Origin of the sequence: Fibrobacter sp. UWB12 (assembly GCF_900142485.1) — a bacterium.
Classification (GTDB): domain Bacteria; phylum Fibrobacterota; class Fibrobacteria; order Fibrobacterales; family Fibrobacteraceae; genus Fibrobacter.
On record NZ_FRAZ01000001.1, the window covers coordinates 114,811 to 127,021 of the forward strand.

Genomic DNA, 12,211 nt, shown 5'->3' on the forward strand with positions numbered 1-12,211 from the left:
CCTAGAACCAACTATACAAAATTTTGTACATCAAGAACTTTAAGTACGATAATCCGAAATCCTTGTGGAGCAATTTTGCGACTTGGAAGAACTGTTTTTGCCCTGCACGTGCGATGGCTCGTGCGAAAAAGCCTTTGCGGGCCTGTTCTGCGCCAAGCGTATTGCTGGTGTGCTGACGGTAAAGAATCGTCGAGTCGTCGAGAATCGAAATGACTCCGCCTTTGAAGTGGACGCAAAGGGCGACCCATTCGTCGTGCATGGTAGCGCGAGGAGACATCGGGAGTGCTGCCAATTTTGCGGCGCGGTTGAACATCATCGTGCAACCGGTGACCACGTGGCGCACACAAATTAATTCTGGGTGCTTGCGGAAAACGTCAATTTTCAAATCTTTGTTGAACGATTCCGAAAGTAAATTAAGTTGTTCGTCGACAATGCCCAAATCAGTCGCCACGAGAATCGGCACGTTTTTCGCGGCAGTTCCATCCATGACAACTTTCGGGGCATCGGCAACAGCCTTCTCGATTTCCTTCATCCGAGCAAGAGTTTTCTCAATTTTCTCCAGCAACCAAATATCGTCCTGGTCGCAGAACATGTAATACTCGGAATCCACATTTTCGAGCAAATACATAAAAGACTTCGCCGCGCCTCTGTGCTTTTGCGAGTCTTTTAAAATTGTAACTCTGTCTGGAAACATTCCGTGAAATTGCTCGACGATTTTCATTGTATCGTCCGAGGAGCCGTCATCACGAACATACAAATGGAACTGTTTACAAGATTGCTGGAACAGCGATTCAAGCTGTTCCCAGATGTACTTGCCGCCATTGTAAGTGGCTAGCAAAACCGCAATATCGTAGTTGTTGTGTTCCATTGTATTTTTCGATTTTCGAATTAAAAGGCGACCCCGTCCCCATACGCGGATCATGACCACATAAGAACTAGTTGCATTCAAGGCGAGTGTCGCGACAGGCTGCTTGCAGACTGTCATGATTGAGCCGAAGATGCTGACGCAAAGCGTCAAAGTTCTAAGTGGTCAAAGAGCACAGAGGCCGGGGTGACATTTAGAATCGTCTACTTTTTTATTCCAAATACGTGTACCCGTAAAGTCCGGAACGATAGATGTTCAAGAATTCCTTGCCTTCCTGAAGCGTAATCTTTCCTTCCTTCACAGAGCGCGTGACCCAGTTTTCCATGTTGCGGACAAGAGCCTTGTCGCTGAAGTTCACGTAGTCGAGCACGTCTTCCACGGATTCACCGTCAATCACCTTGTCAATATCGTAGCCGCCCTTGTCGTTGCAGACAATATGCACAGCGTTCGTATCGCCAAAGAGGTTGTGGAGGTCACCGAGAATTTCCTGGTATGCACCGACGAGGTAAACCGCGATAAAGTACGGTTCGTCCTTCTTGATCGGGTGGAGTGGAATAGTGCGTGCCACTTCGCCACCGCGAACGAACATGTCAATCTTGCCATCGCTATCGCAAGTCACGTCCTGAATCGTCGTCTCAATCGTCGGCTCTTCGTCCAAACGCTGGATCGGCATAATTGGGAACACCTGATCCACGCCCCAGCTGTCCGGGAGGCTCTGGAAAAGGCTGAAGTTGCAGAAGTACTTTTCGGCAAGCAAGCGCGGGAGTTCGCTCAATTCATAAGGCGGATGGCGCAAGTCGCGTGCGAGCAAGTCCACCTTGCGGGCAATGCTCCAGAACAAACGTTCGCTCATAGCGCGCGTCTGCAAATCCACGTCGCCCATTTTGAAACCGCTCAAGGTGTCGTCGTTAATCTGCATGGCATCGTGCCAGCTTTCGAGCAAGTTCTTCGGAGAAAGACTCTTGTAAATGCCGTACAAGTCTTTCAACGCTTCCGGAGCGTCATCGCTGATTTCATGAACGCTTTCGTCAAAGAATGCCTGGCCAGCCGTTTCGAGCACGTTGAACACCAAGATGGAATGGTGAGCCGAAAGTGCACGGCCCGATTCCGCAATGATATTCGGGTGAGGAACATCGGCGTTTTCGCATGCTTCGAACATCGCGTATACAACGTCGTTTGCGTATTCCTGGATGGAATAGTTCACGGAACTTGCGTTAGAACTGCGCGTGCCATCGTAATCGACGCCCAAGCCGCCGCCCACGTCCACAAATTCAAGGCCCATGCCCATCTTTCTAATTTGCACGTAGAACTGCGAAACTTCACGAAGTCCATTCTTGATATGGCGAATGTTCGTAATCTGGCTGCCCAAGTGGAAGTGGATGAGCTTCATGCAGTCTTCCATCTTCTCTTCCTTGATGTAGTCGAGAGCTTCCAAAAGTTCAGAACTGTTCAGACCGAACTTACTGTGGTATCCGCCGGATTCTTCCCACTTGCCGCTGCCAGAGCTTGCAAGCTTGATGCGAATACCGATGTTCGGGCGCACGCCGATTCGACGAGACAAGTCAACAACCAAGTGAAGCTCGTTCATCTTTTCGACGACAATGAAAATCTTCTTGCCCATCTTCTGCGCGAGGAGTGCAAGCTCGATAAAGTCTTCGTCCTTGTAGCCGTTGCAGATGATCAACGCGTCCGGATTTTCCATGTTCGCAAGAACCGCGTGGAGTTCCGGCTTGGAACCCGCCTCGAGGCCGATGTTGAACTTGGAACCGTGACTCACCACCTCTTCCAAGACCGCGCGCTGCTGGTTCACCTTGATCGGGAAGATGCTGTAATGGCCACCCTTGTAGCCATATTCAGTCGTCGCCTTGGAAAAGCACTCGTGAATCTTTTCGATGCGGCTGTCCAGAATATCCGGGAAACGGAGCAGCACCGGGGTCGAAACATCGCGCAAGGAAAGTTCCTGCACGAGCTCGTAAAGGTCAATGCTCGGACCGCCATTCTTGATCGGCGAAACCGTCGCGTGACCCTTGTCGTTAATGTCAAAGTAACTTACACCCCAGCCCTTTACGTTGTAAAGATCTCGGGAATCGTCAATGCGCCATTTTTTCATTGCCTAGTCCACAAGCACCGGGTTGAAGTCTTCGTTCCACGGCAGACCGTACTTCGTGAGGGCTTCCATGAACGGATCCGGATCGAACTCTTCGACCGTATGCACACCCGGCTTGTTCCACTTGCCCGTGAGCACCATCATGGCACCGCACATAGCCGGAACGCCAGTCGTGTAGGCGATAGCCTGGCTGCCGAGTTCCTTGTAGCATTCCTGGTGGTCGCAAACGTTGTACAGATAGTAAGTCTTCGGCTTGCCATCCTTGGTGCCCTTGAAAATGCAACCGATGTTCGTCTTGCCCACCGTGCGAGGACCGAGGCTTGCCGGGTCCGGGAGGAGAGCCTTGAGGAACTGGATCGGAACAATGTCCTGACCCTGGAACTTGATCGGCTGCGTGCTGAGCATGCCCACGTCTTCGAGGCAACGCATGTGGTCGAGATAGCTCTGGCCAAACGTCATGAAGAAACGGATGCGCTTGATGCCCGGAATGTTCTGGGCGAGGGATTCAATTTCTTCGTGGTGGAGAAGGTACATGTCCTTCTTGCCGACCTGTGCGAAGTTGTATTCACGCTTAATGCTCATGGCCGGGATTTCAACCCAGTGGCCCTTGCCGTTCTCGTCCGTGTCCCAGTAGCTGCCCGGAGCAGAAACTTCGCGGAGGTTGATTTCCGGGTTGAAGTTCGTTGCGAACTTGTAACCGTGATCGCCACCATTGCAGTCGAGGATGTCGATTTCTTCGATGGTGTCGAACTGGTGCTTCAAGGCGTAGGCGCAGTATGCCTGAGAAACACCCGGGTCAAAGCCGGAACCGAGCAATGCCGTGAGACCAGCCTTTTCAAACTTTTCTTTGTAAGCCCACTGCCAGCTGTAATCGAAGTAGGCGCTAAAGCCCTTTTCCTTGCAGCGCTTGTCGTAAACCTTGCGCCATTCCGGATCGTCGATATTTTCCGGCTCGTAGTTAGCCGTGTCCATGTAGTTCACGCCACATTCAAGGCATGCATCCATGATGGCGAGGTCCTGGTAGGGGAGAGCGATATTCATCACCAGGTCCGGCTTGTATTCTCTAATAAGAGCAGAGACGTTCTCGGCCTTGTCAGCGTCCACGGCGGCAGTCGTGATGACCGTCTTCGTATTCGGGCGGAGTTCCTGAGCCAACTTCTCGCAATTTTCGCGATGACGGCTGGCGATGCAGATTTCGCTAAAAACTTCGCTGCAGGTGCAGCACTTCTTGATAGCAACTGTGGCAACGGCGCCACAACCGATAATCAATGCTCTTGCCATTTTTTGTTTGTTCCTCATTTGTTGAGAGTTAATCCATCGGGATGGCGATCCCGGTAGAGAATGTTACTAACTAAAATTTAGGAACTTTTGTGTGGTGTGTGCGGAGCAGAGCGCATAACAAGCCTGTTTTGCATTGTTCCTGAGCACTTCTTTCATGTCATTCCGCTTGATGGGGAATCTCCTTGCACGAGACATGTATTGGGCGTTCCCTTGCCCATGGGCAAGGTCGGGCTATATTCTAGGGGCAACCGCCTTCGCTATGCTCGCCGCTAACCTCCTAGAACGGAGCCTTGCTTGCGCAAGTCTCCACCACACAGTGGTCACTATCCCTAACGAAATTTATCTGTATAAAACAACTACAAATATTAAAATTTGTAGTCGTTTCTTTAAAAACTTTTCAACCAAATTCGGAATATCTAAACATTTTCCGTTTTTGGTTGAAAATCTGGTTTGGAAGACATCTTTTTAAAATGTTCTTGAAGCTCTTTCAATGCTTTTTGCATTGTTTCATAGTCCTCGTTAAAGAACTCAAGCGCATCTTTGATTATAATGCTTTTATTTTTCAAATCAGCATAGGCTTTTTTGCATGAATCTTCGTTTGCCAAGTCATAGTCTCTAGCAAAATAATGAACGAGATAATTTCGAGTTTCAATAAATTTTTTGAATTTTGTTTTAGCGCGGTGGGATCGTCCTTTTGACTGGATTTTATAGTCAAGTTTGAATGCGAACAGATTCTTTTCTTCGGCTTTTTCTAAATCTTTGTCGCAACGAGGCGTATAAATTGCGTCTAGTATTTCTTGGCCAATAGGGCCAAGAGGTGTTTTGTCTCCTTTTTGCTGTTTTTCTACAACCTTCTTTAATTTATCTAGTAGTTCTTCAGGAGTTTTGCCGGTCCAAAGGCCTCCACGATGTTGATGCATCCAACGGAGTCTAAGTTCAATAAAATTGCATACATAAAGCGTTCTACCCAATAATTCAAAAATCTGAGATTGAGTGGATACGCTATTTTTTAGGGTATTCTTAGGCATTACAATCCTTTAAATTTTTTTCTAAAATAGTTCTTTTTAAGGCCTTTCTTATGCATTGTTGTTAAAAAAGCCAAAAACGCTCCCATTCGTTCTCTCGATCCCCTCAAAAAACTATATTGCGCAAAGATAAACAGGAACGATTATGACCGACGTTGAACTTAAGAACTTGAAAGACCGTCTTTGGCATTCTGCCGATATGCTTCGCGCGGGTGCGCACCTGGCTGCAAACAAATATGGGCAGCCGATTCTGGGCCTCATCTTTTTGCGCTATGCCGACATTTTGTACAAACAGCACAAAGGCGAAATCAACGCCGAGTTCGAAAAGCTCAAGGGCACGCGCCGCGCCCGCACCCTGAAAGACATCTCCATCGAAAAGTGCGGTTTCTATCTGCCGGAATGCGCCTACTTCGACACCATCAATGACGCTCCGGACGATGCCAAGAAGGCAACCCTTGTAAAGAAAGCGATGAAGGCCATCGAAGAAGAAAACGAGAAGATGGACGGCGTCCTCCCCAAAGATGTCTATGCGCAACTCGTTCCCGAAGAAGAACCGGAACTGCTCTCGAAAATCGTGCGCGTGTTCAAGGACATTCCCGAAGACATTAGCATCGACCTGTTCGGCGAAATCTACGAATACTTCCTGGGTAACTTTGCACTCGCCGAAGGCAAGGACGGCGGAACATTTTATACGCCCGCGACAGTCGTGCGCTATATGGTGAACGTGTTGCAGCCCCACGGCATCAACAAGAAATTCCTGGACCCCGCATGCGGTTCGGGTGGTATGTTCGTGCAGGCGGCCCGCTACATGCACCGCCACAATGCAAATGCCGAAAACGACACGGCGATGAACTTCCGCTGCTACGGCGTAGAAAAGGAACCTGACACCGTAAAGCTCGCGAAGATGAACCTGCTCTTGAACAACGTGCGTGGCGAAATCACCGAGGCGAACTCCTTCTACAGCGACCCCTACAATGCAGTGGGGCAATTTGATTACGTGATGGCAAATCCTCCGTTCAACGTCGATGAAGTCGTTGTCGAAAAAGTCCAGAAGGACGAACGTTTCAGCACTTACGGCGTGCCGCGCAACGCGACAAAGTCCGCAAAGAAGGGCTCCGACAAAAAGGAAACCGTGCCCAACGCGAACTACCTTTGGATTGGCTACTTCGCGACCGCGCTGAACGAAAACGGCAAGGCGGCACTCGTCATGGCGAATTCCGCAAGCGATGCGGGCAAGAGCGAATACGAAATCCGCAAAAAAATGGTCGAAGAAGGAATCATCAGCCAGATGGTGACGCTACCCTCGAACATGTTCAACTCGGTGACGCTCCCGGCGACGCTCTGGTTCTTCGACAAGCAAAAGGCAAACAGCAAAAAGAAAGACGAAATCCTCTTCATTGACGCACGCAACGTATTTACGCAGGTGGACAGGGCGCACCGCAAGTTCAGCGACGAACAGATAAAGAACCTCGCCGTCATCAGCCGACTCTACGAAGGCGACACGCAATCGTTCAAGGACCTGCTCAAGGAATACAAGGAAAGCCTCAAGAACGCCCCCGCAAGCAGCGACGACAAGGAAGTCAAAACCAAGGATTACTGGCAGGCACAAATCGACTGGCTCACCGAACGGTTCCCCGATGGCAAATACCAGGACGTAATCGGACTCTGCAAGGTCGCGAAAATCGACGGCGAAGACGGAATCAAGGACCAGGATTATTCGCTGAATGCCGGCCGCTATGTGGGCGTGGTGATTGAAGATGACGGCATGACCGCCGATGAATTCAAGCAGACCATGCTCGGGTTGAACGACGACTTCACGAAACTAAGCGCCGAAGCGAAGAAATTGGAAAAAGAAATCGCCGAGAATTTGAATGCGTTATTTTAGGGAAATATGAAAGTATTCTCTATAAATGACATATGCGAAATAAAAAGTGGAAAAAGAATTCCTCTTGGTTTTGATTTTGTTGATTACAAGACTCCGCATCCCTATATACGAGCAAGGGATATAAAAAATGGTAATATAAATACAGATGATTTAATTTTTTTAGAAGAAAATACATATAACAAAATAAAAAAATACATCGTTAACGAAAATGATATTGCAATAACTATAGTTGGAGCATCCATTGGCGATGTTGGATTTGCTCAAAAAAATGTTGATGGTTTTAATTTAACAGAAAATGCTGTTAGGTTAACGCATTTCAATGACAATGCCAGCAGTAAATACGTTTATTATTTGTTAATTCAAAAGCAATACAAAGAATTAATGCAAACGATAGCAGGCGGGGCTGCACAACCAAAGCTCGGGATATATAAAATACAAAAAATAAAGGTTTGTTTACCTTCTTTTCATGATCAAGAAAAAATCGCCTCCATCCTCTCCGCTTACGACAACCTGATAGAAAACAACAACAAGCGAATCAAGATTTTGGAACAAATGGCGGAGAACCTTTACAAAGAATGGTTCATTCGCTTCCGCTTCCCCGGCCACGAAACCACACGATTCACGTCAAGCAATATGGGAAAAATCCCTTCAACATTTACCCTTGCTAAAATGCAAGATGTGTTTGAATATTACATTGGAGGTGGTTGGGGAGAGGATGAATATAGTACAGATTTCCCTGTAGAAGCGAAAGTTATTAGGGGTACGGATTTCCCGTTTGTAGAACGAGGCGATTTAGGCACATGTCCCAATCGTTTTCACAAGGAAAGTAATTACAATGCACGCAAATTAGAGCCCGGTGATATAATTCTTGAAGTTTCTGGTGGAACCGCAGAGCAGCCTGTCGGAAGAACGATATTGGTTTCTCAGCAAATGCTGGATCGATTTAACGGGCAAGTTATATGTGCTAGTTTTTGCAAACTGGTTAGATTGAAAAAAGAAACGATTTCTCCTATTTATTTTTATTACTGGATGCAATTCTTGTATGAAACAAGAATTATTGATCGTTTCCAACTTCAATCTACGGGAATTATAAATTTCAAATTCGAATATTTCTTGAAGAAAGGCGATGTAATGCTTCCACCTTCTGAAATAATGAAAAAATTTGAAGACCTGGTTTCACCTATCCATGCACAAATAGAAAAACTTGCCATGGAAACAGAGAACCTCATCAAACAACGCGACCTGCTCTTGCCCCGCCTCATGAGCGGCAAACTCGCGGTATAACAACAAGATAAGTGTTAATTTATTTATTCTTTTGAATACGGTTTTTGTGTTTTATTGCTTACAAAACATTTTTTATTTTAAAATTAAACTATTATAAATAAGAATTATCTATGCCCTATTAGGAAAAATTTATGCCTGATCATAATATAAAACTTTGTGAAGCTTTAGAATCAATGTCCAAAAGTGAATTGATTCCCGTTCGTCAAGAGATTAACACCCTTTTAACGCAACTCATTGATGAACAAAAGCTTTTAAGAAATACCGGCGAAAAAAAATCCGATGAGCCTTCTTTTTTATTTGATTCTATCGCCTCTAGAATAAAATCCGTTGAAAGTTTTAAAGAAAAAATTCCTCGTAATAATTACATCGTCAAATGGAAGATAAATGACGACTTTACAGAAAATGATTACAAAAATGTTATCCGGGACAATCTTGACGATCTCATTGGTTTTCGTATAAATTGTTTTTTTAAATCGAAAGAAAACACTGCGTATGATAGCGTTATAGAATTTTTGGAAAAAAATAGCATCGTTATTAAAGATAACGGAAAGAATTTAGAAACAGGAGAAATAAAAAAACAAAAGAATGGACATATAATTTATAAAATTGTATGCAAAATAAATGCAAAAAACGGCCTTACGTATAAATTTGAATTACAAATTAAGAGTTTGATTCACACACTCTGGGGAGAAGTCGATCATGAAATTGCATACAAAGCACCACTATATGACTATGATTATGAAACAAAAAATAATCTTTTAAACAATGTCTTCAAAACTTTAGAATCCTCAGACGCTCAACTAAAAAAAATCGCTGACTTCACCTATACAGAAAACGATTTAACCGAATGTTTATTCTTTCTTAATACAAAAAAACATGTTGAAAAAATGCTAAACGGGAAAAATCCTGTAGCTTCGTACAGAAAGTTTTTTTCAACTTTTAAGTCTCAAAATAACGAAATAAAACGGTTTGTTGCAAACAACTTGTTAGGCAACGGATCGCCTGCACAAACTCCATACAACCCATCTCTGTTCCCCCAAGACTATTCCAATCTCTTTTTAAAGACAATCCTAAACGATGTCCTTGAAAAAGCCCTCTTTGCCGATATAATCCCAATAGTAAAGATAATATTCTCTTTCCCAGATGACGAACGCATATATGAAAGCATCGCTCAGCAAATAGAATTGTCAATACTCCAGGAAATAAAAAAACAAGATCCACTCAAACGTAAAATACTAGATCCTGAAGATGGCGATGAAAATGTAGGGCTAGACGATCCGGGAGATAAAAAGAAAGAGACGCAAAACCAATCTTATCAACCCCATATTTATCGAGATGATCAAGAAACCTTAAATAAAGTGATAGAAATAAACAAAAAATTTTCTTCTGAACAAAAAGATATATTGATTAAGTGTCTTGAAAGAATGTACAAAATTTTTATTGGAGATTAATTTTATGGCTGAGATTGAACAAAAAACAATTAAAATTAGTCAAAGAACTGAATTTGAAATAAAATATACTTCTAAGCCCGTTGAATGGTTTGTTTCTAAAACCATTCCAAACACATTTCGATTCGAAAACAAAGAAATAGTTGGTTATCAACGAAAAATCAACTTTAAACATATAGATAGAATCGTTGATTACATAAAAGAAAGTTGGGAGACGGGACTATTTTATTTCCCTTCTTGTATCGTATGCTCTGTTCCTAAAAAGAATAAAGGACTTCCTAAAGATAAAGATTGTTTTGTCGTTGATGGGCAGCATCGCATTGCAGCCTTTAAGTCAATTTACGAAAATGACCCTAATTTTTATTCAAAAATAAAAGATTTTACATTACCTGTAACCATCCTTGAAAATGTAGACGAATTGACCGAAATTCAAACATTCATAACAATCAATAAAACAAGTCGTAAAGTTGATACGTCTTTGGCGATGATCCTGAAAAACAAATTAGCTGATTTATACAAAAATAAGAATACAGACAAAATAGATTTCCTTGCAGTTGAATTAGCGCAAATTGTCAATGATGACGAGAATAGCATTTGGCACAATCAAATAGCATTTGAAGGCAGTGCTCGAGAAAACAACTGTTTATTAAGTTTAAATGCTTTTGTAAAGGCACAACGACGAGTTATCCGAAAATTAAGCAAATTGGGGATAATTGATTTAGACGCCCTTGATAACGATAATACAGAAAACTTTGTTAATTTAATAAGAGAATTCTTCAACACTACTTGGGCATGCATTAAGGAAAGATGGCCAAAAGCATTTAGAAGCGAGAACATTTACAACACTATCATTGCAGGACCAATTGGATTCTCGTCTTTAAATATGTATATAGCGTATCAATTGGGAGACAGCCCTATTGATAAAAATACAGCCCTTGAAAAAATCTGTTCTAGCGTTGCTAGCATCAAACTGCCTGCAAATGTATGGATACGAGGTGGCGAATTCTCAAAATTCTCATCTGAATCCGGTTATGCAGAAATAGCGACGCAATTAGTAGAAAACAGCTCTTTATAAAGACTAGTAACCATCAACCCGCGAATACAATCTTTTTCACACGCACCTATTAATAGGTGCGTGTTCGTGTTCTTCCAAATTTTGCGATTATTGAAAATTGATTTTGCGAGGTGAAATTCATTGTCTGTTGTTTGACGTGAATGCAAACCGACGATTTCTTCATTTTCGCTGTCCAGACATGCTCAAAATACCATAGGAAACGTGGTTGCCGCAGGGATAATTGCCAAAATCGCTTCAATTTTAGGGTAATCACCATAAATTCCAATCTCTTATTGTATATATTTATTGAAAAGTTGATTTGTTATGTCCGTTTTGTCGTTTAAAACATTTTGCATCGAGAACTATGCCGAGCACTGTGACAAGAATTCCTGTGACGTGTATGAGCTTTTTGCCTCGTCGGGCCTGCTGAAGCACTTGCAGGACGATTATGGCGATTTGCACGGCATGGGGAAAGAATTCCTGATGGATTATTTTGACAAATGGTTGTCCGGAGGTGCAAAATGATTCTTTATCACGGCTCGGATGTCGAAATCAAGTGCCCTAAGATTATCACCTCCGAAAAGGGGCGCGATTTTGGTTTTGGCTTTTACACGACGACAATTCAAAAGCAGGCAGAACGCTGGGCGGCCCGAATTGCGAACTTGCACACGCGCCAGGATTCCGCCGAACACAAGCCTGTTGTGAGCGTATTTGAATTTGACGAAGCCGCTGCCAAAAGCCTCAATACCAAGTTTTTCGAAGGGGCGACTCTAGATTGGCTGGAACTGGTCATCAAGTGCCGTTCCGACATTCGCTATAGTCACGGTTTCGACATCGTCTTTGGGAAAATTGCAAACGACAATGTCGGCGAAACGGTTGAATACGTTCTGGCTGGGGTGATGCGTAAGGAAGACGCCGTTGAGCGTCTGAAGTTCGAAAAGATTAACGATCAAATGTGCTTTAATACGGAGAAGGCTTTGCAAACCTTGCGTTTTGTGAAGTCATACACCTTGTAGGTTTGATATGTCAAAAAGTTCGCATCACCTCATAAAGACAATCCTTATACCGCAGGTCGCAAGCCTATTGATTGAAAAGTACGCGGTCTCCGAAGACGATGCCATCAGGATTGTCTATATGTCCCCGACAGGCAAATGCCTAGACGATGATTCCTTGGGTCTGTTCGGGCAAAGCGCGCAGTATTTGTTTGGACTTTTGGAAGAAGACATTTCAAAAAATCCCGACTTGCTTAAAACGGCGTAAGC

At 44.1% G+C, this 12,211-nt stretch carries 11 protein-coding genes; 7 read left to right on the top strand and 4 right to left on the bottom strand.

The window, feature by feature from the left end; genetic code table 11:
- Position 1: 1 nt before the first annotated feature.
- The 4 genes from BUA34_RS00435 to BUA34_RS00450 all read right to left on the bottom strand — a co-directional run bounded on the left by BUA34_RS00435 (position 2) and on the right by BUA34_RS00450 (position 5,281).
- Positions 2–985 (bottom strand): glycosyltransferase family 2 protein, encoded by a 984-nt coding sequence (locus BUA34_RS00435; RefSeq protein ID WP_254794254.1) that lies wholly within the window; start codon positions 983–985, stop codon positions 2–4.
- 91 nt (positions 986–1,076) lie between these two features.
- A complete protein-coding gene (gene speA, locus BUA34_RS00440; RefSeq protein ID WP_072826786.1) occupies positions 1,077–2,975 on the bottom strand; it encodes a biosynthetic arginine decarboxylase in 1,899 nt (632 codons plus the stop codon).
- Between the two features lie 3 nt (positions 2,976–2,978).
- On the bottom strand, positions 2,979–4,253 hold the full coding sequence (locus BUA34_RS00445) for a saccharopine dehydrogenase family protein (RefSeq protein WP_072826787.1): 1,275 nt from the start codon (positions 4,251–4,253) through the stop codon (positions 2,979–2,981).
- A gap of 416 nt (positions 4,254–4,669) precedes the next feature.
- Positions 4,670–5,281: a hypothetical protein gene (locus tag BUA34_RS00450; protein ID WP_072826788.1), complete on the bottom strand. Its 612-nt coding sequence runs from the start codon at positions 5,279–5,281 to the stop codon at positions 4,670–4,672.
- Positions 5,282–5,423: 142 nt separating this feature from the next.
- On the opposite strand from BUA34_RS00450, the gene BUA34_RS00455 reads away from it, so the two are divergent.
- From BUA34_RS00455 to BUA34_RS00485, 7 genes are all read left to right on the top strand, one after another.
- Complete coding sequence (locus BUA34_RS00455) at positions 5,424–7,163, top strand: type I restriction-modification system subunit M (RefSeq protein WP_072826789.1); 1,740 nt, start codon at positions 5,424–5,426, stop codon at positions 7,161–7,163.
- Positions 7,164–7,169: 6 nt separating this feature from the next.
- Complete coding sequence (locus tag BUA34_RS00460; RefSeq protein ID WP_072826790.1) at positions 7,170–8,447, top strand: restriction endonuclease subunit S; 1,278 nt, start codon at positions 7,170–7,172, stop codon at positions 8,445–8,447.
- Between the two features lie 131 nt (positions 8,448–8,578).
- Complete coding sequence (locus BUA34_RS00465; RefSeq protein ID WP_072826791.1) at positions 8,579–9,898, top strand: nucleotidyltransferase family protein; 1,320 nt, start codon at positions 8,579–8,581, stop codon at positions 9,896–9,898.
- Positions 9,899–9,902: 4 nt separating this feature from the next.
- Positions 9,903–10,970 carry a DGQHR domain-containing protein gene (locus tag BUA34_RS00470; RefSeq protein WP_072826792.1) on the top strand — a complete coding sequence of 356 codons (1,068 nt, stop codon included), beginning with the start codon at positions 9,903–9,905 and terminating at the stop codon, positions 10,968–10,970.
- Between the two features lie 303 nt (positions 10,971–11,273).
- Positions 11,274–11,474, top strand: a complete 201-nt coding sequence (locus BUA34_RS00475) for a DUF3791 domain-containing protein (protein ID WP_072826793.1) — start codon at positions 11,274–11,276, stop codon at positions 11,472–11,474.
- Positions 11,471–11,965 (top strand): DUF3990 domain-containing protein, encoded by a 495-nt coding sequence (locus BUA34_RS00480; protein ID WP_072826794.1) that lies wholly within the window; start codon positions 11,471–11,473, stop codon positions 11,963–11,965. Before BUA34_RS00475 ends, BUA34_RS00480 begins: the two co-directional genes overlap by 4 nt.
- Before the next feature lie 7 nt (positions 11,966–11,972).
- Positions 11,973–12,209 (top strand): hypothetical protein, encoded by a 237-nt coding sequence (locus tag BUA34_RS00485; protein WP_072826795.1) that lies wholly within the window; start codon positions 11,973–11,975, stop codon positions 12,207–12,209.
- The last annotated feature ends 2 nt before the right edge of the window (positions 12,210–12,211 follow it).

Excerpts from the sequence above, each read along its gene's own strand:
- BUA34_RS00435 (WP_254794254.1), bottom strand. The coding sequence starts at position 985 with ATGACAGTCTGCAAGCAGCCTGTCGCGACACTCGCCTTGAATGCAACT.
- speA (WP_072826786.1), bottom strand. The coding sequence starts at position 2,975 with ATGAAAAAATGGCGCATTGACGATTCCCGAGATCTTTACAACGTAAAG.
- BUA34_RS00445 (WP_072826787.1), bottom strand. The coding sequence starts at position 4,253 with ATGGCAAGAGCATTGATTATCGGTTGTGGCGCCGTTGCCACAGTTGCT.
- BUA34_RS00450 (WP_072826788.1), bottom strand. The coding sequence starts at position 5,281 with ATGCCTAAGAATACCCTAAAAAATAGCGTATCCACTCAATCTCAGATT.
- BUA34_RS00455 (WP_072826789.1), top strand. The coding sequence starts at position 5,424 with ATGACCGACGTTGAACTTAAGAACTTGAAAGACCGTCTTTGGCATTCT.
- BUA34_RS00460 (WP_072826790.1), top strand. The coding sequence starts at position 7,170 with ATGAAAGTATTCTCTATAAATGACATATGCGAAATAAAAAGTGGAAAA.
- BUA34_RS00465 (WP_072826791.1), top strand. The coding sequence starts at position 8,579 with ATGCCTGATCATAATATAAAACTTTGTGAAGCTTTAGAATCAATGTCC.
- BUA34_RS00470 (WP_072826792.1), top strand. The coding sequence starts at position 9,903 with ATGGCTGAGATTGAACAAAAAACAATTAAAATTAGTCAAAGAACTGAA.
- BUA34_RS00475 (WP_072826793.1), top strand. The coding sequence starts at position 11,274 with ATGTCCGTTTTGTCGTTTAAAACATTTTGCATCGAGAACTATGCCGAG.
- BUA34_RS00480 (WP_072826794.1), top strand. The coding sequence starts at position 11,471 with ATGATTCTTTATCACGGCTCGGATGTCGAAATCAAGTGCCCTAAGATT.
- BUA34_RS00485 (WP_072826795.1), top strand. The coding sequence starts at position 11,973 with ATGTCAAAAAGTTCGCATCACCTCATAAAGACAATCCTTATACCGCAG.